The organism is Streptomyces sp. NPDC002499 (genome assembly GCF_053595415.1).
The window spans coordinates 170,697-194,783 of the sequence record NZ_JBSFXO010000001.1; the positions used below are offsets into that span (position 1 = coordinate 170,697).

Consider the following 24,087-nt stretch of genomic DNA (forward strand, 5'->3'; position numbering starts at 1 on the left):
TCCCGCTCGACCTAAGCGAACGCTGAAGTCGTCGTTGACGCGGGCGAACGACCGGCACAGGCTGCGCTCACGGCTCGGCCGGGCGAAGGGAGCCCTGATGCGGGACATCGCCGACACGATCGGGACGTGGCACGCGACGGGCAAGGCGTTCGCGATGGCCACGGTCACCCGCACCTGGAACTCGGCACCGCGTCAGCCCGGGGCCGCCATGGCCGTCGCCGAGGACGGCGAGGTGGTGGGCAGCGTCTCGGGCGGATGCGTCGAGGGGGCCGTGTACGAGGTCGCCCGTGAGGTCATCGCGTCGGGCAGACCGGCGGCCGAGCGGTACGGAGTGAGTGACGCGGACGCCTTCACCGTGGGCCTGACCTGTGGCGGCACCGTCGAAGTGCTGGTGCGGCCGATGGGCGCGACGCACTTCCCCGAGCTGCCGGAGGTGCTGCGCCGCATCGCCGTCGGTACGCCCGTCGCGGTGGCCTCGGTCCTCGAACCCACGCCGTCGGGCGGCCAGTTGGTGGTCCTTCCCGACGAGCGCGCCGGCCTCGGATCCCTCGGCGACAGCCGACTGGACGAGGGCGTGACCGAGCGGGCGCACGGCATGCTGGCGCTCGGCACCACCGGCGTCATCCGCGTCGGCCGAGCCGGTGAGCAGCGTCGGAGCGAGGTCGCGGTGCTGGTGGAGTCCTTCGCCCCGCCCCCGCGGATGCTGGTGTTCGGTGCCATCGACTTCGCGAGCGCGGTGGCGCGGATGGGCAAGTTCCTCGGCTATCGCGTGACGGTCTGCGACGCCCGGCCCGTCTTCGCGACCCGCAAGCGGTTCCCCGACGCGGACGAGTTGATCGTGCAGTGGCCGCACGACTATCTCGACGAGCACCCCGTCGACGAGAACACCGTGATCTGCGTGCTCACCCACGACCCGAAGTTCGATGTGCCGCTGCTGGAGCGGGCGTTGCTGACGCCGGCCCGCTACATCGGCGCCATGGGCAGCCGTCGCACCCACGAGGACCGGCTCGCTCGGCTGCGGGCGGCGGGCGTCACCGAGGAGGCGCTGTCCCGGCTGGCCTCACCGATCGGCCTGGACCTCGGCGCCCGCACTCCGGAGGAGACCGCGGTCGCCATCGCGGCGGAGATCATCTCCCTGCGGTGGGGCGGGAGCGGCAGCAGGCTCAGCGACACGCAGGTGTCCATCCACCACTGAGTCCCGGACGGGGGGCGCGCCGATGGGACCGGGGCCGTTCTCGGAGAGAACGACCCCTTGGCCGGCACGTCCTCTTGTCACCCGACGGCTCACCCCACGGCGAACTCCCGCACCGCGTCCGGGGATCCGTTGAATCTGTCGTGGTCGCCGACCGTCGCCCCGGACGACGTGTACTGCCACATCGTGTACTGGGACCAGCCCGCCGGCAGCGCCCCCACCGACGAGGCGTACCGGGCGACCCACAGGGGGTTGGTGGCGCCGAAGCCGGTGTAGCCGCCGGTGCAACTGGTCCACCAGGACGTGGAGGTGTAGATGACGGCGGCTCGGCCGGTGCGGGTCTTGTAGCGGTTCACGAAGTCGCGGATCCAGCTGACCATGCCGCTGGTGGACTTTCCGTAGCAGGAGGCGCCGTACGGGTTCCACTCGATGTCGAGGACGCCGGGCAGCGTGCGGCCGTCGCCGGACCAGCCGCCGCCGTGGTCGACGAAGTAGTCGGCCTGGGCGGTGCCGCTGCTGGAGTCCGGTACGGCGAAGTGGTAGGCGCCGCGGACCATGCCGACGCCGTAGGAACCGCCGTACTGCTGGGTGAAGTACGGGTTCTGGTAGGAGGTCCCTTCGGTGGCCTTCGTGTAGGCCCATCTGGTGCCGCTGCTCCACAAGGTGGACCAGGCGACGTCGCGCTGGTGGCTGGAGACGTCGACGCCCTCCGTCCACACGGCTCGGGTGTCCGGGGGTATCGCCTCCGGTGTGCCGGTGGTCCGTTCGTGGGCGGTGACTCCGATGCCCATGTAGGCGTTGCCCCGCGCGGGCGCGGGTTCGGATTCCGAGGGTGCCGCCGCCACGGTGAGACCGAGGCCGGTCAGCAGGACGATGAGACGCAGGCGTGCGCGGTCGTACCGCGATGATGTGGATCTCTGCACGTCCCCCATCCGAACCCGAGTCGTGCCGCGCCGCACGTCATGTACGGCCGACGAGGATCTCCCTTCCGCGCGGACGGAGGTCGATCACCAGGCCGTCGGGAGGGCCGTTCACTCCTCGACGACCCGGATGATCGTCCGGCCGGCGACCCGCCGGGCCGGGGCGAAGGCGGCCACGGCCTCCGACAACGGCCGCACCTCGCCGACCCGGACACTGAGCCGTCCGTCCCTGACCCGCTGGGCGAGGTCGGCGAGACGGGCGCGGTCGGGTTCGACGACGAAGAACAGGGCCTGACCGTCCTTGGGGCGGACCTTGGGCGGCGCGGCGATGGTGACGAGGGTCCCGCCGGCGCGGACGAGCGCCGCGGAGCGGTCGAGGACGTCGCCGCCGATCACGTCGAAGACCACGTCGACCTCCCCCGCCTGCTGCCACCGTTCGGTGTCGAGGTCGAGGAACGCGTGCGCGCCCAGGGCCAGCACGGTGTCGCGGTCGGCCGCCCGGCCGGTGCCGATGACGTGGGCGCCGGCCTCCCGTGCGAGCTGCACCGCGATCGAGCCGACGGCGCCCGCGGCGCCGTGGACGAGGACGCTCTGGCCGGTGGTGAGGCGGGCGTGGTCGAACAGGCCCTGCCAGGCGGTGAGTCCGGAGATGGGCAGCGCGGCCGCCACCGTGTGGTCGACGTCGGCCGGGAGCGGGGCCAGGTTGCGGGCCTCCACGGCGACGTACTCGGCCAGCGAGCCGTTGCGGGTCCAGTCGGTCGGTCCGAAGACGCGCTGGCCGACGGTGAGGCCCGTGGTGCCGTAGCCGAGTTCCGCCACGACACCGGAGACCTCGTGTCCGGGCACGCTCGGCGTACGGTCCCGGCCCGCGCGGTCCGTCCAGCTGCCGGGCCAGTCGAGCTCGCCACGGGTGAATCCGGCGGCGTGCACGCGTACGACGACGTCGTTCTCGGCGGCATGGGGATACGGCAGGTCGGTGAGGGTCAGCCCGGTGGCGCCGGCGTCGCGGTCCTGGGCGGTGATGGCTTGCATGGACGGTGTCTCCTTCCAGGTTTTTTACGGGTCAGCTCGGCCAGGGCGCGTCGGTGATGCGGTCGACCATGCTCGCGCGCCGGAAACCGGGCACGAAGCGTTCCAGCACATCCGCGTTGATGGTCCCGTAGGTGGTGTTCGGACGATCTTTCAGTCCCTCGACGAATTGCTGGAGGAATTCCTTCTTGAATTCTCCGCGCGGGTGCGCGGCGAGGATCTCGTCCACCGCGTCACCGTCGAGTCCGTCCAGACCCCAGCCGACGGCGTCGGTCAGCACGCCCTGGTTCGTGGCGGCGGTCTCCGGGCCCAGCCGGCCCGGGATCCCGGGCGTCGTGTGCAGCGCCACCGCCTCCCACACCACGTCGGCGGCGCCCTTCGAGAAACCGCGGCCGAGCAGGAACGCACGTGCGTGATCGGCCCCGTCGACCTCGAAGCGCTGCTCCGCCCCGGAGAACGGGGTCACCAGGCCGGCGTCGTGGAACATTGCCGCGACGTACAACAGCTCCGGATCGGGCGCGAGCCCGAGTCGTCGCGCGTGCAGGCTGCCGAAGAGGAATACCCGCCGGGAATGGTCGAAGAGAAGCGGGCCGGTCATTCCACGGAGAGTTTCGGTCGCCTCCGCTACGGCTGCGGTCCGGGGAATCTCCACTCCGGCGATGGTGTCGGTCATGATGCTCGCGCTTTCCGGGTGATGCGCACGGCGGGGACCGCGCGTTCCTGGCACGGCGGGAACCGTGCGTCCGTACACCAGCATGCCCACCGCACGGCCTTCGGCGCCTCTCGCGTCCGGCCATCAACCCCTCGGATCCGGACATACGACGATGGGCGAAGCGCGGGACGCCATGATCGGCGACAGGGCATGGTGGTGGCGTGAACGACGACGACACCACCGCAGCTGATCCGCGACCGACCAACGAGGAGAACCGGCACGCCAGTTGGCTGGAACTGTTCTTCGACCTGGTCGCCGTGGCGGGCGTGGCACAGATCGCGCATCTGCTGCACGGGGTCCCCGAGGTGTCCGACCTCGGCCTGTACGCGCTGCTGTTCCTCGCCTTCTGGACGGCGTGGATCAGCTTCACCCTGTACGCGAACGTGGCCTACGAGAACACCCATGTCCGTACGGTGCTGGCCGCGATGTTCGGCATGGCCGTCATGGCCGCCGCCGTACCGGGCGTGCACGAGGGCGACGATCAGCACGCGCGGGTGTTCGCCCTGGCCTACATCCTGATCCGGGCCCTGGCGACACGGGCCTGGCAGCACCGCCGGCAGATCCTCGTCGACTGGCCGGCCGCCCAGATGTCACTCGGCGTGATCCCGTGGATCGTCTCCCTGTGGGCGCACGACCCGACCCGCTACTGGCTGTGGGCCCTCGGTATCGCCCTCGATCTGTACGTCACGTTCGCGGTCTCCGCGCGCGACATCGTCGAGCACCAGGAGGCCCGGGAGCGGCGCGAGAGCCGGTCCGACCGGCGCGGCTCCACGGAGAGCCCGTCGCTGGCGCGGTCGCAGACGGAGCACCTGAGCGAGCGCCTCGGTCTCTTCGTCATCATCGTGCTCGGTGAGGGCGTCGCCCAGGTGGTCCAGGCCACGTCCGACACGGAATGGGACCGGAAGCTGTACACGCTCGCCGTCGCGGCGTTCTTCCTGCTGGCCGCGTTGTGGGCGCTGTCCTTCCGGCACGGCTACGCCGGGGTGCCGCACCTGGCGGCGGGGGTGCTGCCCGCCCGCGCGGCGCTGCCCCTGCACTGCTTCGTCTCCGGCTGCCTCGCCGCCCTGGCCGCGGCGCTGGGAGCCGCGGCCGAGCACCTGGAGACGCTGCCGGACGCCACCCGCTGGCTGCTGTGCTCGGCTCTGGCCGGGTATTTCCTGCTCAGCGGACTGGCCTGGCTGGGCCAGGCCGCCCGGGAACGGCGCTGGCTGCTGTCCGTCGCCCTGCCCTGCTGCGTGCTGCCCCTGCTGCTGGCGGCCTTCGGCGCCCATGTCCGCACCGTGGCCGTGGTCTGGCTGCTCGTCCTGATCACCGTGTGGCCGATGCTCTACGAGCAGCGGTCGACGCGGCCGAAGCAGGCCGTAAGGGCCGGAACCTGAACGTCAACGGTGTGAACGCTCACCGGACCCGATAAGAGCAGTTTCCGGGCCTGGTGGCCGGTTCCCTCCTATCGTGGAACGACACATCGACCATCGGCGACGAAGCGGGCAGACCATGCAGGATCCGGAGATCGACTACGCGGCGGTCTTCCGCGCGCTGCCCGGCATGGTGGCGCTGCTCACCCCCGAGCTGGTCTACGTCGACGCCAACGAGGACTTCGAGCGCCTGTCGGGGCGTACCCGTGAGGAACTGGTCGGCCGCTACATCTTCGACGTCTTCCCCGAGAACCCCGAGGACCCGGCGGCGGCCGGGATGCGTGAGACCCGGGAGTCGATGCTGCGCGCGGTGGCCACCGGCGAGCGCGACACCATGGCGCTGGTCCGCTACGACATCGAGGACCCGCAGCGGCCCGGCCAGTGGGTGGAGCACGTCTGGAGCCCGGTCAACGCACCCGTTCTCGGCCCGGACGGGGAGGTGATGCTGATCGCCCACCGGGTGGAGGAGGTCACCGAGTTCATCCGGGCCTTCGGCGGCCGGGCCGAGGACAGACGGGCCCGGGTCCTGGAGGCCGAGCTGTACACCCGGGCGCGTGAGCTGCAGGAGGTCAACGAGCGGCTGCGCCAGGCGCACGCCCACGAGCGCGAGGTGGCCCTGACCCTCCAGGCGGCCATGCTGCCGCCGCCGCGCCCGGGCGGCCACCACAGGGCGGCCGTCCGCTACCGGCCCGCGGTGGGCGCGCTGAACGTCTGCGGCGACTGGTACGACCTGGTGGACCTGCCCGACGGCGGCATGGCCGTCGCCGTCGGTGACGTCGTCGGACACGGTCTGGCGGCCGCCTGCGCCATGGGCCAGCTGCGCAGCGCCCTGAGCGCGGCCTGCCGGGTCGCCGACGGGCCGGGCTCAGCCCTTGAGGCTCTGGGCCTGTACGCCCGTTTCGTGGAGGGCGCCGAGTCGGCCACCGCGGTGACGACGTTCGTCGACTGGGACGACCACACCATCACCTACAGCTGCGCGGGCCACCCTCCTCCGGCCCTGCTCGACCCCGACGGCTCGGTCACCTTCCTCGACCGGGCCACCGACCCGCCCCTGGGCGCCCGCCCCGAGCACGTCGGCCGCCCGGAGACGAGCATCCCCTTCGCCGAGGGCGCCACCCTCGTGCTGTACACCGACGGACTGATCGAACGCCGTACGGAGGACATCGACCGCGGTCTGTCCCGCCTCGCCGACTCCCTCACCCGCCACCGGCACGCGGACCCGGAAGCCCTGGCCGACGCCCTCCTCGCCGACCTGCTCCCCACCGAGGGCAACACCGACGACACGGCCCTGGTGGTCCTGCGGCTGTGACGGGCCCGCCCGACTCCCCCACCCGTCGACGTGTTGAACCCTGAGGATCAGTCCTGGTGCTGTACGTCCTGGCACGCCACCTGCCGTGGGACCCGCGTCGGCTGCGGGATCAGGGCGACCGGAGCCGGGGGGAGCGCTCCCTCGAAGCGGCTCGGGAAGGGGTACTTCCACTCCAGGAGGGCGTGGATGGCGGTCTGGGCCCGCGCCCTGGCGGCCGGGGCGGTGTCGACGTCGTTGAGGCAGAAGAAGTCGACGTCCTCGCCCTCCTGGAGGCGTGCCAGGCGGCGTTGCATGTCCGGTGTCCCCAACTCCACATAGCGGAAGCGGTAGTCGGCCGGAACCGCCCGGCCGGTCGCGATGGCCCAGTGGTGGTGCAGCGTGGACGCGGGCGCCACGTCGGCGGTGGAGCGGAAGCGCGAGTAGGCGGTCCGCTCCAGCTCCTCGATCCCGCAGTTCTCCATCTCCCGCATGACGGACAGCAGTTGGGGGTGCGGGGTGTGCAGCGACTTGTGGGTGACCTGCCTGCCGTGGAAGCGCCTGATGACCTCGCGGGCGTTCTTGCCCGCGGAGTTGGGGGCGGGCTCCAGCGGGTGCGGGGCGCCGACGCCGAGCTTCAGCGGGGACAGGGGGATGCGGGCGATGCCGTTCCCGTGGAAGAAGGTCTCGGCCCGTACCGAGCGATTGAAGAAGACGTCGTCGTTGAGGTACAGGTAGTGCTCCGACAGGCCCGGGATGTGGTGCAACCGGCTCTCGATCGCATGGGAGTTGAAGACCGGGAGCGCGTCGGGCGGGAGGATGTCCCGGTGGTCGATCACGGTCAGGCCCGCCGCCTCCGGGTTCAGCCAGGCGGGGATCTGCGAGTCGGTCACGAGGTAGACGTGCCGGACGAAATCGGCGTACATCTCCAACGACCGGAGCGCGTACTTGAGTTCGTCATGGCTGGTGTACCGGGAGGCGCCCGTCTCGCGCGGGGCGATGCCGCCGCCGTCGAGGTCCTGATGGGCGCGCCGCTTGGCGGCCATCACGGGGTCGTCGCCGTCGACCCAGGTGTACACGGCGTCGACCGGGAAGCGCACCTCGTCGATGCCCGGTTCGGCGAACGCGGCGAAGGTCGGCACGTTGTGGCGGCGGCTAGCCACCGCGGCAGGCTGTTGGGCCGTCGTCGGGACGACCTCGGAGACGGGGTTGCGGCGCGGAGCGACGAGCGCCGTGCCGAAGGTCTCGCCGAGCCGGGTGCCGGGGACGGTCAGCCACCCGGGGTCCGGCTTCCGGGCCGCGGGCAGGTCCCGGCCGTACTGCCAGAACTCGATGTCGCAGCCGGTGTCGAGCGCGGTGAACACCTGTCCCTCGGGGCCCAGGCGGATCACTCCGACGCGCAGTACCGGGGCTCGCCGCAGCTCCCGGGGCAGCCTGCCGTCGGCCCACAGCACCGCGCGGGTCACGGTGCCCTGCGGGTCGACGGCGCCGACGTAGGCGACGCTGCCGGCGAACCGGCGCGTGGCCTGCGCGAGGACCGTGGCACGCCGGCCGGCCTCGACGCCGATCACCGGCCGGGTGCCGGTCCCCTGGCCCGCGGGGATGTGGAAGTACGGGACGTCGGCCGCCTCCAGGAGGCCGCACACCCGCTCCAGGTCTGTCTCGGCGGCCTCGGCGGCGGTGTAGCCGGCGACCGTCTGGCCGTACAGCCGCATGTGCCCGCGGACGATCCGGCGCAGGCCGGGGACGGCGGCCCGCAGGCGCCGGCGGGCCCGGGCCGCGCGCAGCGCCCACAGCCAGGCCGACACCCACAGGCCCAGGCGCCGGAGCAGGTCCCGTGCGGCGCGCAGGCCCGGGGGCGCCACGATCCGGTGGCGGAGATCCATCGGCGTGCCCCCTTCAGCTCTGCTTCTCGACGGACTGCTTCTCGAAGGGGCTCGGGAAGGGGAAGTAGTCCTCCAGGAACTCGTGCATGCGGATGCCGACCTGCTCCCGCTCCTCCGGCGGGACGTCGACGTCGTTGAGGCAGAAGAAGTCGAACCGGCGGGTACGGCCCAGCTCGGCCAGGCGCGCTTCGGCGTCCGGGCGGCTGATGTTGACGTACCGGAAGCTGAACCTGCCCGGCACGCCGCGTCCGGTCATCAGGGCGTACTGGTAGAGCAGCGGGGCCGTCATGGCGATGTCCTGCGGCGAGCGGAAGCGGGACGCCGTGGTGCGGCGGATGTCGTCGGCGAAGAGCTCTTCCAGGGTCCGCAGCGTCTCGCGCTGCTGGGGCAGCGGGGTGTGCATGAAGTTGTGGGTCGTCATGCGGCCGAACTTCTCCAGCAGCAGCCGGCGGACGTTCTTGCTCGCGGAGTTGGTGGCCGTCTCCTCGGCGTGCGGCTTGCCGATGCCGATCTTCAGGGGCGAGACCGGGATCTTCATCAGGCCGCTGCCGTGAAAGAAGGCCTCGGCGCTCGCCCGGCGGCCGACGAACACGTCGTCGTTGAAGTACAGGTAGTGCTCCGACAGGCCCGGGATGTGGTGCAGGCGGGTCTCGATGGCGTGCGAGTTGAACACCGGCAGCACGTCCGGGGGGAAGATGTCGCGGTGGTCCACGACCGTGATGCCCGGTGCCGTGTCGTCGAGCCAGTGGGGCTTCTGCCCGTCGGTCACGATGTAGATGTGCCGGACGAAGTCGGCGTACATGGCGAGTGACCGCAGCGAGTACTTCAGCTCGTCGTGGCTGGTGTAGCGGGAGGCGTTGGTCTCCTTGTCGAGAATCTCGGCGGTGCCGAGGCCCTGGTGGCGGGCGCGCTTGGCCCGCATCTCGGGCTCCTCGCCGTCCACCCAGGTGTAGACGATGTCCACGGGGAAGGTCACGTCGTTGACGGTCGGCAGGGTGAGCGGGGCGAAGGTGGGCAGCTCGCGGTCGGCGATCCGCAGGGTGGCCGGTGTCTGCTCGGACGCCGGCAGCACATCGGCGACGTCGTTGCTGCGGGGTGCGATCAGGGACTCGGCGAAGACGTCCTGCGAGGCCTGCGGCTGGACCTTCGCCAGGCGCCGCTCCCCGTCCTCGCGGGCCAGGAGCTGCGCGCCGTCCTCCCAGAACTCGACGTCGCAGGCGAGCTCGGGACCGCCGAGGAGCTGGCCGGCGGGGCCGAGGTGGTTCTCCCCGATCCGCAGCGTGGGCGCGGTGCGCAGGGCGGCCGGCAGGACTCCGTCCATGAGCAGGGCGGGGTGCTTGAGCTTGCCGCCGGGCAGCGGTCGGCCGATGAACACCGGCTGGTCCGCGTTCCGTGCCTCGAAGGCGGCGAGGAAACGCTCCCGGTCGACAGCGTTCAGCCCGACCGTGTGGCGGGTGCGGGAGGCCGGTACCAGGAAGTACGCGATGCCTTCCTGCTCCAGCGCGGAGACGACCAGACCGAGGTTGGCGGCGGCGGCCTCGGCGGCGCTGAAGCTCGTCACGACGCGGCCGTACAGATGCTGACCGCGCACCGTCACCGGGCGCAGGGTCGGGTCCGTGACCGCCGATCTGCGGCGCCGTCGCATCGTACGCAGCTGCCACAGCCCCTCGGCGGTCTTCCGCTCCACTCGCGGTCGCATCCGCCTGGCAAAGGAACGCACGGTCACGTTCTGAACTCCTCTTCACGAACCTCGGCACACTCTTGCTAGCCAGACAGACGCGCGTGACCAATGGTTGTAGAAGAATTCCCTGAGATTTAACGCTTCGGAAGTGATACCCACAGCTTGGTCATGACTTGGTGTGGTATTCACGACGCCTGTCGCCCACCACAGCCCGTCCACAGACCGCGCGACCGATTGTCAGTGATCGCCGCTAACGTTCCGCTTGTCGTCGCACAGACGCCGGGACGACCCGGCCGAACTGTGCTTTCTTCAGGCTGTCTTGATGTGGGAGGCGGGGGCATCGTGGGTTGGCTGTCGGCGGGTGACGGGTATGAAGTCGCCCTGGTGGAGGGGCGGGTGGCGGCGCGTGCCACCGGGGGCCGGTCGGCGGGGCGGCAGTTGAAGTCACTGCCGCGCGCGCTCAAGGACCACCCGGAGGTGGACCGGCTGCGACGGTTCGCCGAATGGCTGGATCGGCACGCCGCGGGGTGCGTGGCACAGGTCGACTCCTGGATGGTGTCGTCGCTGCCCGTCCCCACCGGCCTGCTGGCCCGCGTGTGGCCGGACGAGGCCTGGCAGTCCGCCCTGCGCGACCTGGCCGTGGTCGGCGACGACCCCGACGAGGTCGGCTTCCTGCGGGGCACCACCGAGGACGGCGAGCTGCGAGTGGTGAACCTCGACGGCGAGACGGTACGGCTGTCCCCGCGCACGGTGACCCTGCCGCACCCGGTGCTGCTGCCGGACCTCGACGACATCCGGGAGTTCGCGGCCGAGTTGGGCATCGTCCAGCGCGTCGAGCAGATCCACCGGGCGACCTGGCAGCGCCCCGACGACCTCGCCCCCAAGGCCACCGAGGTGCGGGAGTTCGCCGGCGGCTCGTTCCGCTCCCGCTTCGCCCTCGCCGCGCGCGCCAGTTCGCTGGGCTACCGCGTCTCCGGCGGCTACTCCACGGCCCGGGTCCGCGACGGCGGGCGGGTCGTCGAGGCCTCCGTATGGATCGGGGAGCCGTACTGGGAGGACACGGTGGAGACCGGTGGCCTCTCCTGGCAGGACCAGGACGGCCGTGCCCTGCCGTTCGGGGAGGTGGGCCCGGTGGCCTGGTCGGAGGGGATGCGGATGGCCGCGGCTCTGTACGCCGGCCGTGACATCGAGGAAGGCAAGAGCGCATGAGCGGGGGGACGCAGGTGTCGTACGAGGACATGCTCGCGGCGGGGGCGGTGCTGCCGCCGGACACGGAGGGCGCCGGTGAGCGGGCGGTGCCGCTGACGGCACGCAGCTACCGGCACCCGGGCCTGGACGACCGGGTGGTGGTGCGGCTGGTCGCCGGTGAACTGGGCGCGGCGGAGGACCTGGCCGCCGGTTTCCTCGGCCTGGAGCAGGACGCGGAGCCGGCCGTGGTGGGTCTGGGTCTTCGCCAGTCGCTGGGCTTTCCGGAGTGGGTGCTGGTGCACCACCCCGAGGACGGACACCACGCGCTCGGCGTCGTACCGGACCTGGAGCGGGCGGCCCGGCAGGCGAAGTCCCGGCCCAAGACCGCCCTGGACGCCTATGTGGAGCTGGGCACGCGGCTGGCGGCCTCCGTCCCGCACTTCCTGCCGACCTTCTACGAGCAGGCGGGCCGGGTGTTCCTCGCCGAGGAGAACGCCACCTACGCCGCCCAGTTGTTCACCCGGGCCCGCAAGGCCGAGGCCGAGCACGGTCTGGTCATCGAGGAGGACCGCCTCGACGCGGTGTTCCTGGAGTTCGCCCTGGCGGGCGCGCTGCCGGTGAAGGTGCTGTCCTCCTACGGCAGGGAGCTGGCCGCCCGGGTGCCGGCCGAGGAGGCGCTGCGGCGCTTCACCCGGCTGTGCCTGCGCCGCACGGCGGGCGGTCTGCCGCCGTCCGCGCAGATGGCGGGCGACCTGCGCAAGCTGGCCCGGGCCGCGGGGCAGGACGCCGACCTCGCCGAGCAGGAGTACCTGTCCGAGCTGCTCGGTCTGCCGGCCACCCTGCGGGCGGCGGCCGGCTGGTGGAAGGGCCACCGTGCCGCGCTGGTGGCGCTGGCCGCGCGGGAGCGGCGGGTGCGGGGCACCCTGCTGGACATGATCCCGGCGGGCTACGACGACGAGATGCCCGCGCTGTGGCTCCAGGTGCTGGAGGACTCCGGCGCCACGGCGGCGCTGTGGGACGCCTCGCTGCCCGAGGAGGAGCGTCCGCGGGACGGCACGGCCGGCTGGCTGGACCGCTTCCTGACGTTCCGCGAGCGGGCCCGGTCCTGGCGCGGCTCGACCCGGATGCCCCAGCTGTACCCGCTCGTGGAGCGGACAGCGGACCGGCTCCGGGCCGAACTCGAAGCATCCGGCGGCGCGTTGACCGTCACCCACGACATCGATCTGATCGACCTCCTGCTGTCCCTGGACATACCGGTGGCCGCCCCGGCGCGGGGCGACGGCCTGCCGCTGGAGCAGTGGGCAGCGGGCGACGGACACCGGGACCTGCTGTTCCTGGGCGCCGACGCCCGGTTCCACGACGCCTTCCAGAAGGGCGCGGACCGGTTCGGCGGCGACGAGCAAGGGCTGCGGGCCATCCGGCTGCTGGCCGTCTCGCCCGGCTGCCGCCCGTTGCTGGCGCAGTGGGTGCGTACGGTCGTGCGGCGGTTCACCGCGGTCGGTCTGCCCCAGCTGCCCGACGCGCTGGCCCGGCTGAAGTGGCTGCCCTCCGAGGCGTTGGCACTCTCCGAGGCGGAGGTCCGCGAGGCCATCGCCACCGACCTCGCGCCCGTGCTGGCACGCACCCTGAAGGCCGGCCTCTTCGACGAACTCGGCTGGCCCGCCTGGGAGAGCGCGGCGGCCGACCTCGTCCCGAAGAACCAGGTCGAGGACCTGATCGTCGCCGACGCCTGGCCCCACCTCGTGGTGGCCGGTGAGGCCCAGGCCCGCGTGATCGGCGCCGAGGGCACCCTGCTCACCCACGACCTGCGCATCCCCAAGGACGACCGGTACGGCGACGCCGGCTTCCACCACGTCGACGGCGAACTCCTCGTCTACTGGAACAGCCGCAACGACGGCCTGCGCGGCTACTGGCACACCCGCGCCGACCGGGTCGAGAACCTGGCGGGCCCGAACGGTACCCGCGGCACCGAAATGGACTGGTACAAGGGCAACTTCCCCATCACCCTGCCGCTGCCCGGCGGCGGCCGGACCACCGGCCGCGGTGTGCTCCACGCCGGGGACACCACAGTGCCCGAGGAGCGTCCGCTGCTCTTCGACGGCTCCAACCACTGGGTCTGGCAGGCGGATTCCGAGGACCGTGACGAGCACGGCTGGTACGAGTACGACCCCGCCACCGACGAGCTCGGACGCATGAGCCGCCCCGCGTTCCTCGCCGACGCACTGCGTGACGCCCCCGCGGGGAGCACCTTCGCGGGCGGACGGCTGCGCCCCTCCCCCACGTCCGGCGCCGCCCCCGCCTCCGCTCCCGTCGACGGTCTCGTCGGCCTGCGCAGGCTGGAACTCCCCGACGGATCCACGCGGGTCGAGGATCTCGCCGGACACACCCTCACGCTGCCCGCCGACGCGGGCCGGCCGTTCACGCTGGTGATGTTCCCGGGCGCCGAGCGGCCCACCGCCGTCGTGCACAACGGCTGGCAGCTCGACCTGGTCGACGCGGACGGTGTCGTCACCGCCTGGGGGAAGACCGACCGTACGGCGGGCGTCTTCGGCGAGGGCACCCTGCTGCTGCCGCCGGTGCAGTACTGGGAATGCCTGACCCCGCGCGACGAGGCGGGCTCCGCGGGACTGCGCGCCATCGACCGGGACACCACGGCCGCCCTGCTGTCGGCCGCCGCCGACAAGAACCCCGAGACACTGCCCGACGCGATCCGCACCCTGCTGCCCGTCACCCACCCCGCCCTGGTCACGGGCATCGCCGGGGTCGTGCGCTACGCGGCGGCCCAGCAGGCCGTCCTGGACGCGGCGGCGACCCGGCTGACCCGGGCGCTGGAGGGCGGCCTGGAGGACGAGGGCCCGGCCGGGCCGTCCGACAGCCTGATCCGCGACGCGATGAGCGGTCTCGGCGCGTCGAACGGCTACTGGTGGAGCCGGGACGACGGAGCCGACACCGTCTTCCGCGCTCTGCGGGTGCTGACCCGTGCCGCCGAGGCCACCGCCGCCGTACCGGAGCCACTCGACGGCCGGCTCCACCTCGACGGACCCGAACTGCCCACCGGCCAGCCGGAGTTGCACACCCTGCTCGACCGGACCTCGGCTCTCGCCTTCCGGGCCGCCGCCGGCACCACCACCGACGAGCACCGCGAGACCCTGCGCGAACTGCTCGCCGCATTCGACCGGTTGGGGCTGGGACAGACGGGCACGACCGGCACCTGGCGCAAGGTTTCCGTGCATCTGGACGCGCACCGGCTGCGCATCTCCTCGGGCGACTGGCGGGAGGGCTCCTGGAGCGGACTGCTGCCGCTGGCGGACGGCGCCTTCGTCGCGGTGACCGGACACGGGTCGCTTGACGACGACGGCTGCGACTTCACCGGCCTCTTCCACGATCCGGCAGGGCGGTTCGCCATGCCGGAGCCCTACAAGGTCCTCGCCTGCGACCCGATCGGCCACGACGAACCCCTGGGCCGGCTCGGCGCCTTCCTGGCCGAACTCGCCGAGCGCGGTCCGGCACCGTGGTTCCCGGACGCCGCCGAGGAGTTCGCCCGCCTCACCGGCGTCACCGAGACCATGGCCCGGCTCGTCGTCGCCGGACTTCCGGGAGTCGACGCGTACGAGCGGACGTTCCTCAGCACCGAGGCGCGCACCGTCATCGGGGTGAAGGTCGCCCCGGCGGCGCTCGCCAAGGACGAACTGCGGGGCATCGACGCAGCCGTCCGCGGGGCGGTCGTGGCCGCGCTGCTGCCCGCCGACCCGGTCCGCCTGTGGACCAAGGGCCCGGACGTGGCCGCGGCCGCCGCCGTGTGGAACAGCAGGCTCGGCAAGCGCTCCGCCATCCCCGAGGACCTGCTCAGCGACGCCATCCGCACCCTCAAGCACGCGGCGTGGCCGGTACGGGAAGCCCTGCCCGCCCTGCTGGACCCGGCCCACACCCCGCAGCTCAGCCGGGACCTGCGCTGGGAGGTCAACGGCGACCGGGTACGGCCCGTCGGCGACGACGGTGCCGGCTTCACCACGCAGACCCTGGTCGGCACGGTCGGTCTCGCCGCCTGGCTCGCCCACCGGCTGCCCGCCGGCGACCCGATCCGCGCCGCGCTGCCACCCGCGCTCACCGCCGTGCGCGGGCGACTCGCGGCCCCCGGCCTCATGCTCGACATGGGCCGCTACATCAGCCTCCCCACGTTCCGGAAGACGGCGGGCACACCCACCGAGACCGGCCCGGGATTCGAGCGCTACGGCGCCGTCGTCCTCGCCACCCACGACGACCAGCCGGCCCCGGGCATCCGTGTCGACCTCCTCGACGAGGCGGGCCAGGACCCCTACCTGCCCGCGGCCCGCGTCGACGACCAGCCCTACCCGGCCGAGATCGCCCTGCGACTGGTCCGCGACCCCCGTTTCGCCGCCCTCCTCGCCGACCCCGGCGAGCCGATCGCGGGCGAGCGGGACAAGGACGGCACCTGGTGGCCCCAGCACCCCGGCCACTCCGTGCCCGACCTGGTCACCGAGGTGGCCAAGGAGTACGGACTCGGCGAGGACGCGGCCACGCTGTACCTGATGCTGCTCGCCATGCCCGACCCGACCGACCGCACGACGGCCCGGTGGACGGGGTGGAAGCCGGCCCGCCTCAAGAAGGCGCGCGCCGAACTGGCCGCCGGCGACCTCGTGGTCGAGGCCACCCGGACCAGGGCGGGCCGCTCGCTGTTCCTGCCCGGCGGCTGGGCCGAACAGCCGGCCCCGCGCGTTCCCCTGGAGCGCTGGAAGCTGCCCCTGTTCGCCGGCGTCCACGGCGAGCACGCGTCCTTCGGCGCGATCGTGCCGACCGAACCGGTCGCGGACCTGTACCGCAAGGCCTGGCAGCGGGTCCGCGAGGGCGACGCTCCCCGGTTCGAGGAGCTGAAGGTGCGGCGGGGCCGCCGCCGCTGACGTACGCCGTACCGGGGGCGCCGGACCTCACCGGCGCCCCCTCATCAACGACCAACAGACCTACCCAGCAAGGACTTTCATGACCGCGACCGACACGGCGACGGCCCTGCCCGCCCGGCAGACACTGCCCGCCGAAGAGCGCCACGCCACCGAGCTCGCCTTCCTCGCCGCCCACGACGAGGGGCCCCGCCCGCCCGGCTGGCGGCTGACGCCCCGATCCGTCATCACCTTCGTGTGCGGCAGCGCCGGCGAAGCCCTCAAGCTGACCAAGCCCCACGAGACGCTGCCCCGCGAACTGGTCATAGCCCCCAAGTTCGTCGGTGAACGCGCCCTGGTGGAGCGGTGCGTGGTCACGCTCGCCGGTGAACGCGGACTGCTGCTGGTCGGTGAGCCCGGCACGGCCAAGTCGATGCTCTCGGAGCTGCTGTCGGCGGCCGTCTCCGGCACCAGCGCGCTGACCGTGCAGGGCACCGCGGGCACCACCGAGGACGCGCTGCGCTACGGCTGGAACTACGCCCTCCTCCTCGCCCAAGGACCCACTCCCCAGGCGCTGGTGGACTCGCCCGTGCTCAGCGCGATGCGCTCGGGAATGGTGGCGCGCGTCGAGGAGATCACCCGCTGTCTGCCCGAGGTGCAGGACGCGCTGGTGTCGATCCTCTCCGACCGCCGGATGAGCGTGCCCGAGCTGTCCGGCACGGACGCCGCGCAGGTCGCCGCCGCCCCCGGCTTCACCGTCATCGCCACCGCCAACCTGCGCGACCGGGGTGTGTCGGAGATGTCCGCCGCGCTCAAGCGCCGCTTCAACTTCGAGACCGTGCACCCCATTTCGGACGTCGACGCCGAGACCGCGCTCGTGAAGCGGCAGGCCGTCGCGGCCGTCGAGCGGGCGGGCGCGGCCTTCGACGTCGACGACGCGGTGCTCGATGTCCTGGTGACCGTCTTCCGCGACCTGCGCGCCGGCCGCTCGGCCGAGGGCTGGGACGTGGAGCGTCCCGGCACGGTGATGTCCACCGCGGAAGCGGTCCAGGTCGCCGTCTCCCTCGGGGTGGCCGCCGCCTACCTGCCCGCCGGGGACTCCCTCGACCTGGTGCCCGGCCATCTCCTGGGCGTGGTCCGCAAGGACGACCCCTCCGACCACGCGCGCCTGCTGGGCTACTGGGACGGCCCGGTGCGCCGGCGCGCCGAGGACGGTTCGGCGACCTGGCGCCGCCTGTGGGACCTGCGGGAGAACCTTCGGTGACGCTCGCTCAGGACCCGAGGGCCCCGCTCGACGCCCTCGCTCAGGAACCGAGGGCGGCGCTCGACGCCCTCGCCGACTCCGAGGTGCCGTACCTGCTGGGCGTACGCCACCACAGCCCGGCGCTCGCCGCCGCCGTGCCCGCCCTGTTGGACGCGGCCGGCGCCGAGGTGGTGTGCCTGGAGCTGCCGACGGACTTCCAGCCGTGGCTGACCCACCTCGGCGCGCCCGGCACGCTCGCGCCGGTCGCGCTCGCAGGCGCCGGTGCGGACGGACGGCTCGGCTTCTACCCGTTCGCCGACTTCTCCCCCGAACTCGCCGCGGTCCGCTGGGCGCGGGAGCGGGGCGTGGAGGTCGTCTGCTGCGATCTGCCGATGGCCGACGCGCGATGGGCCGCGGAGTCCACGCCCGCAACCGAGGACACGGGCGCCGAAGCAGCCGCCCGGCCGGCGCCCGTCTCCTTCGCGCAGGCGCTCACCGCGGCCGGGACCGGCCGTGCCGGGGACGACCTGTGGGACCGCAGCGTGGAGGTCCTCGCCCCCGGCTGCACCCCCGAGTCGTTGCGCCGGGCCGCCCTGGGCGTCGGCTGGGCGCTGCGTCAGGACGCCGCGTCCTCGGGCGGCGTGCCCGCCGTGGACCTGGCTCGGGAAGCTCATATGCGGGAGACGATCGCCCTCGCGGCGGCGGATGGACGCCGGGTCGCGGCGGTGATCGGCGCCTTCCACGCACCGGCGCTGGCCGGTGCGGCGGGCGGGGGCATTCAGGAGCGGGCGTCGGAGGAGAGAGCCGGCGGGTCGGCATCGGCCCGATCGGTGCCTCCTGCGGAACCGTCGACCGTCGTCACATCCATGGTCCCGTACGCCTTCGATCTGCTGGACTCCCGCTCCGGCTACCCGGCCGGGATCCGCGACCCCCGCTGGCAGCAGGCGGTGTTCGGCGCCGCGGGCGACCCCGAGCTGCTGTACGACGCCGCTGCCCGGGCGATCACGGGGGTGTGCCGGGAGTTGCGCGCGGCCGGGCACACCGCGGGGACGGGCGAGGCTCGTGAGACCTTGCGCGTGGCCTGCGACCTCGCCCGGTTGCGCGGGCTCCCCGCACCGGGCCGGGGCGAGGTCCTCGAAGCCCTGACGTCCGTGATGGGCCAGGGCGAGCCGCTCGGCCGGGGCCGGGCTCTCGCGCGGGCCCTGGAAGTGGTCCTGGTGGGTACCGATCGTGGCCGGGTCGCGCCGGGCACACCGCGCTCCGGGCTCGGTCCCTCCGTCGAGGCCGAACTCGCCGCCCTGCGCCTGCCCGGTCCCGACGAGCCCGATCGGCGCGAACTGCGCCTCGACCCGCTCCGCTCGGCCCTGGACAACCGGCGCGAGATCCTCCTCCGGCGACTCGACGTGTGCGGGGTGGGATACGGCGAGGCCGTGGAGGTGTCCGGTACGGGCGACGCCGCCGCGCTCACCACCCGGTGGCGGCTGGCGTGGGTGCCGTCGGTGCCCGTGCGGCTCGACCTGGCCGGGGTGCGGGGCGTGACCGCCGCGCTGGCGGCCGAGGGAACACTGCGGGAGACCTACCGCAGGGAGTCGGCGGAGGGTGGTCCCACCTGTGCGCTGGTCCTGGCGGGGCTGCGGGACGCCGCCCGCTGCGACCTGCCCGCCCTGGTCGCCCAGCGGCTGGCCGAGGCGGCCGAGGTGCTGCCCGCCTCCGCGACACTCCCCGAGATCCTCACCGGACTGGATCTGCTGGAGGCGCTGCGCCGGGGCCATCTGCCCGGCACCACGTCCGAGGGCCGCGAGGCGGCGGGCGTCCTCGCCGCCGACCTGCTGGAGTCGGCGGTGCGGTCGCTGCCGGGTCTGGCGGGGAGCGACGACCCGGAGGAGGCCGCCGCGCTCGTCGCCCTGGCCGCCCGGGCCGGTGAACACCGCCTGGGACTGCGCATGGACGAGGCCCTGGGCGGTCTCGCGCACACCGCCTCTCCCCTCGTCCAAGGTGCCGCGCTCGCCTGCCGGGTCCTGCTGGATCTGGACGACGCGGACACGCTCGGCGCGCGGGCCGCGGGCTGGATCGATACCGCCGCCGGCCCCGACGGACGGCTCGCGCTGGCCCGCAGACTCGCCGGACTGCTGACCGGGGCCGCGCCGCTGCTCCAGTCGGCGCCGACCGCGCTCGACCCGCTGCTCGACCGGATCGACTCGCTCGGGGACCAGGCGTTCCTGGTCCGGCTGCCCGCCCTGCGCGGCGGGTTCGACACACTCAGCCCGGCCGGCCGCGACCGTCTGCTGCACACGATCACGGAACGACTGGGCGACCGCCTCGACCTGACGCTGTCCGCCTCCCCGCGACTGCTGGCCCTGTGGACGGCGGCGGACGAGGCAGGGCGTACGGCGGTGGAGTCCCTGCGGCCGGCGATCCCGCTGCCGGGGCACGCCGATGCTCCGGTCCCGGAGACCGCCGATGCTCCGGCCTCCGAGCCCGCCGACGCACGTCCCGTGCCCTCACCGGACCCGTCCGGCGAGGGCGAGCCGACCGACGGCGTACTCCGTCTCTCGCCGACGGACCGGTGGCGTCTGCTCCTGGGCCGCGAGAGCGACCAGTTGCCGGCGGACGCCCGCCGTTACGCGCACGCACTCGACGAGTTGTACGGCAAGGGTCGCGGTGAGGGGTCCTCGGACCTCGGCCAGGAGAACGGTCGCGGTGGCGGGCAGGACACCTCCTTCCCGACCGCGCGCGAGTGGGCCGAGGAACTCCAGGCGCTGTTCGGCACGGAGGTGCGCGAGGAGGTCCTGGCCCGCGCCGCCGACCAGGGGCGCAGCGACGTCCTGGCCGAGCTCGACCCCAAGTCCGTACGTCCCTCGGTCGATCTGCTGACGTCCGTGCTGTCGCTCGCGGGCGGGATGCCCGAGCAGCAACTGGCCCGGCTGCGTCCGCTGGTGCGCCGCCTGGTCGACGAGCTGGCCAAGGAGTTGGCCACCCGGATGCGGCCCGCACTGACCGGTCTGGCCACCCCTCGACCGACTCGGCGTCCGGGAGGGCGGATCGACCTGCCGCGCACCTTGCGCGCGAACCTGGTCCACGCCCGCAAGAGGCCCGACGGCAGCACTCTGGTCGTGCCGGAACGGCCGGTGTTCAGCACCCGTTCGCGCAAGGAGGCGGACTGGCGGCTGATCCTGGTGGTCGACGTGTCCGGATCGATGGAGGCCTCCGTCATCTGGTCGGCGTTGACCGCGGCCGTGCTGGGCGGAGTGCCCACGCTCAGCACGCACTTCCTGGCGTTCTCGACGGACGTGATCGACCTGACGGACCGGGTCGACGACCCGCTGTCCCTGCTGCTGGAGGTGAAGGTGGGAGGCGGCACGCACATCGCCGCCGGTCTGGCCCACGCCCGCTCCCTGGTGACGGTGCCCAGCCGGACCCTCGTGGTGGTGGTGAGCGACTTCGAGGAGGGTTACCCACTGGGCGGACTCCTCGGCGAGGTACGGGCGTTGGCGAGCTCCGGGGTGCATCTGATGGGCTGCGCGGCTCTGGACGACACCGGCAACCCGCGCTACTCCGTGCCGGTGGCCCAACAGCTCGTCGCGGCCGGTATGCCCGTCGCCGCCCTCAGTCCTCTCGCCCTCGCCCGCTGGGTGGGCGAACGCCTCCGCGGAGAGACCCGATGAACCCCGAACTGCCTCCGGTGGCGCCCGAGGTGGCCGCCGCCGCCGTGGAGGGCCTGACCTCCCGACTGCGCAAGAAACTCGACGCCACGATCGAGACGTACGTGACCGCGGCCGTCACCGTCGAGGGCGCCGTACGACGTGTGCGGTGCGGTGAGGACGCGGAGGTCGTCCTCACTCCCGGCCCTTCCGGAGCGGTCACGGACGCCGAACAGGCCGTGTGCAGCTGCCTGTTGGCACCGAGGTGCCTGCACCTGGCGGCCGTACTCGGCGCGTGTCCGGTGGCGGACGCGGAGACGATGGCGGACGCGGGGACAGTGGACGGTGCAGAGGCAGGGGCGTACGCGGACACGGTGGCCGGCGACCGCGCAGTGGCAGCGGCGGTCGGCAGCTCCACGGAGGGCATGCAGTCCGAGCAGGGCACCACGGACGCCGTCCGGGCCGTCACTCCCGTGCCCGGGTCAGCCGCGGCCGAAGCATCGCAACAGACAGGCCCCACAGACGCGCAACTGGCCGCCGCCCGCGCACTCTGGACCGCCGCGGCCGCGGTGCTCGCCGCCGGGGTGCCCGCGGCGGGTGCCGTGGCGCAGGCCGAGGTGTTGCGGGCCTCGCACACCGCCCGACTCGCCGGGTTGCACCGCGCCGAGGCGGCGGCACTGCGGGTGGTCCGTGGACTGCGGGGCGCCCGGTCCCGCCATGACGGCCACCGGCTGGCCGACCTGGTCGCCAACCTGCGTGAACTCCTGCTGACCACAGGCCTGTTGGCCGCAGGCGATCCGGCGCCGGCACTGGTCGGCACAGCCCGTCGCAACTACCGGCCGGAAGGTGCGCTGCGCGTGCACGGGGTGTGCCGGGAACCGGTGATCTCGGCGACCGGGTACGGCGGGGTGGTCACGCATCTCCTCTCCGACGACGGGCGCTGGTTCAGCGTCGCGGACGTGAGACCGGGCGGTCCCGCCCGTGCGCGCGGTGCCGCGACGGCCACCGTCGCGCTCGGCTCGGGCAGCCTCGACCACGCCCAACTCTCCCGTGGCGGACTGCTGATCTCGGGCGCGACGCTCTCCTCGGACGGCCGTCTCGGTGCCGGCAAGGGAGTCCGGGCCACACCGGTCGCGGGCCGTTCCTGGACGTCGGGGCCGATGGCCGCCCTGTTCGCCCGGCCCCTCGCCGAGGCCGTCGCGGCCCGGCTCGGGAACGCTCCGGTGAGCGACCCGGAGGGGGCCGAGCAGGCGGCCGGCGAGCTGATCGGCTGTGATCTGGTCATCGTCGGAGTCGTCGACCAGCACGTGCTCGCACAGGAGTTGCTCCCCGGCGGGACGGAGACGGACGGCCTCCTGATCCGGTTGCTGCCGGCCGGCAGCCACCCCGACCTCGCGCACACCGTGAACCTTCGCCGACTGGCGTCCCGCCCCGGGCTGCGGCTGCGCGTCGTCGGACGCCTGGACCCCGATCGCGCGGCCACGCTCCGGCCGCTCGCCGTCGGCCCGGTGCCGGACGAGAGTGCGGCGACCCTGCGGCTGCCGGCGGAGTGGTCGGGGCACGCCGATCTGGGCTACGACCGCCTCGAAGGCACCCACCTGCCGCCGGCCCCCGCGCTGCCGGAGCCGTCCGGGCTCCTCCGGAGCCCGTCGGACCCGGTGGCCGAGGCGCCGTTGTGGCGGCTGCGGCGGTTGGTCGAGGTCGCCGTGTCGGGCGGTCGCAGGGCCGCTGCCGAACCCGCGCGCGACGGCGATCGGGCCGGTGCCGTCGTGGCGCTGCGGCGGAGCGGTTTCCGGACGGCCGCGGACCTGGCCCACGCCCTCGCCGCGGAGGCGGGCCGACGCAGCCGCGATGTCTTCGGCCGCACCGAGGAGGCCGACCCGGACGGGTACGCACGCGCCTGGCTCGCCGCGGCCGTCTATCTGGCGGGCACGGAACGGGCTCTGGTGCAGGCCACATGGCAGCAGTCGGACGCTGCCTGACAGACGCGGACGAGCCGTACGCCCGATCGCCTTCGCAGACCGCGAACCCACCGCTGGTCGGTGAAGGCGACCGGGCGAAGGCGCGTGAAGTCGCGTGCCGCGCGGTTCAGGTGGCGTGCGGCCAGGCCCGCAGCAGGGCCGTGATCCCGGCGGCGGTGCAGGCAGGGTCCCGCAGCAGGTCGCGAAGAGCGACGGCGTCCTCGCGGGTGGGCTTGACCTGGATGCCCGAGGCCTCCAGGTACATGACGCCGGTCGCGGCGGCCACGGCCATGTTGGACCGCTCCAGCCAGCGACAGCGCCCGAGGATGTGCACCAGCGCCGCGGCACGGGCGTAGGGCCCGTCGTACACAGGTGTGTCCAGCAGTTCGGCGCGGTGGCAGGCGACCGCGGCCACCGGCACGCCGTAGTCGTCGGGAGCCGGGTCCGCCGCGCCCGCGATCTCCGCGACCTGCAGGACCCAGGGGACGTCGATGTGCAGTTCCATTACGCGGCGTGCGCCCCCGAGGAGCGGCGGTCGGCGTCTTCCGCCTCGTCGAACACCGACTGGTGCTCATCCAGGAATCGCTGCGCCGCGTCCAGGCCGCGCTGCCGCAGTCCGCCGACGTCTTCCCGTACGAGCGCGGCGATGTAGTCACCGACGCTCATCCCGCGGTCCCGGGCCCTGGCCGTGGCCAGTTCCGCGATCTCGTCGTCGACCCGCCAGCCCTTCTGCGTCTTCGCCATGCGCCGATGGTAACAGCTGGTACCAGGGAGAGCGCGGGGGCTGGTCTCGAGGCGCCGTTCGGTCGGCCGAACCCCGCCTCCCCTGCTGCCCCGGCCTTCTCCTCCCGCCCCATTGTGTTGAGCCGTGTGCCCCTTTACTGTTCGGCTTTGCCTGAGTCTGTTCGATGTTGATCGCTCAGGGGCTATGGAGGCCGCAGTGCGGAGTCATGGGAACGGATCGGAAGCTGCGAGACCCGGCCGCCGGTGGTGGAGGGCAGCCCTGGCCGCTGCCGCGACCATCGCCTTGGCGGCGGGC

General features: G+C 73.2%; 15 protein-coding genes. 8 read left to right on the forward strand and 7 right to left on the reverse strand.

The genetic code is table 11. The annotated features are described in order from the left end of the window. Positions 1 to 97: 97 nt before the first annotated feature. A complete protein-coding gene (locus tag ACWD5F_RS00850) occupies positions 98 to 1,195 on the forward strand; it encodes an XdhC family protein (RefSeq protein WP_451249758.1) in 1,098 nt (365 codons plus the stop codon). A gap of 89 nt (positions 1,196 to 1,284) precedes the next feature. Here the strand turns inward: ACWD5F_RS00850 and ACWD5F_RS00855 are convergent, their stop codons facing one another. From ACWD5F_RS00855 to ACWD5F_RS00865, 3 genes are all read right to left on the reverse strand, one after another. Next, positions 1,285 to 2,124 carry a lysozyme gene (locus ACWD5F_RS00855; protein ID WP_451249760.1) on the reverse strand — a complete coding sequence of 280 codons (840 nt, stop codon included), beginning with the start codon at positions 2,122 to 2,124 and terminating at the stop codon, positions 1,285 to 1,287. Positions 2,125 to 2,223: 99 nt separating this feature from the next. Beyond that, positions 2,224 to 3,144, reverse strand: a complete 921-nt coding sequence (locus ACWD5F_RS00860; RefSeq protein ID WP_451249762.1) for an NADP-dependent oxidoreductase — start codon at positions 3,142 to 3,144, stop codon at positions 2,224 to 2,226. 31 nt (positions 3,145 to 3,175) lie between these two features. Then, positions 3,176 to 3,814 carry an HD domain-containing protein gene (locus ACWD5F_RS00865; RefSeq protein ID WP_451249764.1) on the reverse strand — a complete coding sequence of 213 codons (639 nt, stop codon included), beginning with the start codon at positions 3,812 to 3,814 and terminating at the stop codon, positions 3,176 to 3,178. Between the two features lie 200 nt (positions 3,815 to 4,014). Between ACWD5F_RS00865 and ACWD5F_RS00870 the strand changes: the two genes are divergently transcribed. Together ACWD5F_RS00870 and ACWD5F_RS00875 are read left to right on the forward strand one after the other, a co-directional pair. Continuing rightward, positions 4,015 to 5,232: a low temperature requirement protein A gene (locus ACWD5F_RS00870; RefSeq protein ID WP_451249766.1), complete on the forward strand. Its 1,218-nt coding sequence runs from the start codon at positions 4,015 to 4,017 to the stop codon at positions 5,230 to 5,232. Between the two features lie 115 nt (positions 5,233 to 5,347). Continuing rightward, a complete protein-coding gene (locus ACWD5F_RS00875) occupies positions 5,348 to 6,577 on the forward strand; it encodes a PP2C family protein-serine/threonine phosphatase (RefSeq protein WP_451251002.1) in 1,230 nt (409 codons plus the stop codon). 47 nt (positions 6,578 to 6,624) lie between these two features. Here ACWD5F_RS00875 and ACWD5F_RS00880 read toward each other — a convergent pair whose 3' ends face one another. Both ACWD5F_RS00880 and ACWD5F_RS00885 read right to left on the reverse strand, forming a co-directional pair. After that, positions 6,625 to 8,439, reverse strand: coding sequence for a stealth family protein (locus tag ACWD5F_RS00880; protein WP_451249768.1), 1,815 nt, complete (start codon positions 8,437 to 8,439; stop codon positions 6,625 to 6,627). Positions 8,440 to 8,452: 13 nt separating this feature from the next. Continuing rightward, positions 8,453 to 10,165 (reverse strand): stealth family protein, encoded by a 1,713-nt coding sequence (locus tag ACWD5F_RS00885; protein WP_451249770.1) that lies wholly within the window; start codon positions 10,163 to 10,165, stop codon positions 8,453 to 8,455. Between the two features lie 297 nt (positions 10,166 to 10,462). Between ACWD5F_RS00885 and ACWD5F_RS00890 the strand changes: the two genes are divergently transcribed. From ACWD5F_RS00890 to ACWD5F_RS00910, 5 genes are all read left to right on the forward strand, one after another. Then, entirely contained in the window at positions 10,463 to 11,329 is an 867-nt protein-coding gene (locus ACWD5F_RS00890) for a DUF4132 domain-containing protein (RefSeq protein WP_451249772.1), read from the forward strand. Further along, positions 11,326 to 16,227, forward strand: a complete 4,902-nt coding sequence (locus ACWD5F_RS00895; RefSeq protein ID WP_451249774.1) for a DNA-binding protein — start codon at positions 11,326 to 11,328, stop codon at positions 16,225 to 16,227. Before ACWD5F_RS00890 ends, ACWD5F_RS00895 begins: the two co-directional genes overlap by 4 nt. Positions 16,228 to 16,306: 79 nt before the next feature. After that, a complete protein-coding gene (locus tag ACWD5F_RS00900) occupies positions 16,307 to 17,467 on the forward strand; it encodes an ATP-binding protein (RefSeq protein ID WP_451249775.1) in 1,161 nt (386 codons plus the stop codon). Further along, positions 17,464 to 21,111, forward strand: coding sequence for a vWA domain-containing protein (locus tag ACWD5F_RS00905; RefSeq protein ID WP_451249777.1), 3,648 nt, complete (start codon positions 17,464 to 17,466; stop codon positions 21,109 to 21,111). The genes ACWD5F_RS00900 and ACWD5F_RS00905 overlap by 4 nt, the downstream gene beginning before the upstream one ends. Continuing rightward, positions 21,108 to 23,069: a hypothetical protein gene (locus ACWD5F_RS00910; RefSeq protein ID WP_451249779.1), complete on the forward strand. Its 1,962-nt coding sequence runs from the start codon at positions 21,108 to 21,110 to the stop codon at positions 23,067 to 23,069. The genes ACWD5F_RS00905 and ACWD5F_RS00910 overlap by 4 nt, the downstream gene beginning before the upstream one ends. Positions 23,070 to 23,175: 106 nt before the next feature. Here the strand turns inward: ACWD5F_RS00910 and ACWD5F_RS00915 are convergent, their stop codons facing one another. After that, positions 23,176 to 23,553, reverse strand: coding sequence for a fic family toxin-antitoxin system, toxin component (locus ACWD5F_RS00915; protein ID WP_451249781.1), 378 nt, complete (start codon positions 23,551 to 23,553; stop codon positions 23,176 to 23,178). Then, entirely contained in the window at positions 23,553 to 23,792 is a 240-nt protein-coding gene (locus tag ACWD5F_RS00920; RefSeq protein WP_451249783.1) for a hypothetical protein, read from the reverse strand. Before ACWD5F_RS00920 ends, ACWD5F_RS00915 begins: the two co-directional genes overlap by 1 nt. Between the last annotated feature and the right edge of the window lie 295 nt (positions 23,793 to 24,087).

What these genes read in the sequence shown, in the direction of transcription:
- ACWD5F_RS00875 (WP_451251002.1), top strand. Translation starts at nt 5,348, where the DNA reads ATGCAGGATCCGGAGATCGACTACGCGGCGGTCTTCCGCGCGCTGCCC.
- ACWD5F_RS00880 (WP_451249768.1), bottom strand. Translation starts at nt 8,439, where the DNA reads ATGGATCTCCGCCACCGGATCGTGGCGCCCCCGGGCCTGCGCGCCGCA.
- ACWD5F_RS00920 (WP_451249783.1), bottom strand. Translation starts at nt 23,792, where the DNA reads ATGGCGAAGACGCAGAAGGGCTGGCGGGTCGACGACGAGATCGCGGAA.
- ACWD5F_RS00895 (WP_451249774.1), top strand. Translation starts at nt 11,326, where the DNA reads ATGAGCGGGGGGACGCAGGTGTCGTACGAGGACATGCTCGCGGCGGGG.
- ACWD5F_RS00910 (WP_451249779.1), top strand. Translation starts at nt 21,108, where the DNA reads ATGAACCCCGAACTGCCTCCGGTGGCGCCCGAGGTGGCCGCCGCCGCC.
- ACWD5F_RS00865 (WP_451249764.1), bottom strand. Translation starts at nt 3,814, where the DNA reads ATGACCGACACCATCGCCGGAGTGGAGATTCCCCGGACCGCAGCCGTA.
- ACWD5F_RS00850 (WP_451249758.1), top strand. Translation starts at nt 98, where the DNA reads ATGCGGGACATCGCCGACACGATCGGGACGTGGCACGCGACGGGCAAG.
- ACWD5F_RS00900 (WP_451249775.1), top strand. Translation starts at nt 16,307, where the DNA reads ATGACCGCGACCGACACGGCGACGGCCCTGCCCGCCCGGCAGACACTG.
- ACWD5F_RS00860 (WP_451249762.1), bottom strand. Translation starts at nt 3,144, where the DNA reads ATGCAAGCCATCACCGCCCAGGACCGCGACGCCGGCGCCACCGGGCTG.
- ACWD5F_RS00855 (WP_451249760.1), bottom strand. Translation starts at nt 2,124, where the DNA reads ATGGGGGACGTGCAGAGATCCACATCATCGCGGTACGACCGCGCACGC.
- ACWD5F_RS00915 (WP_451249781.1), bottom strand. Translation starts at nt 23,553, where the DNA reads ATGGAACTGCACATCGACGTCCCCTGGGTCCTGCAGGTCGCGGAGATC.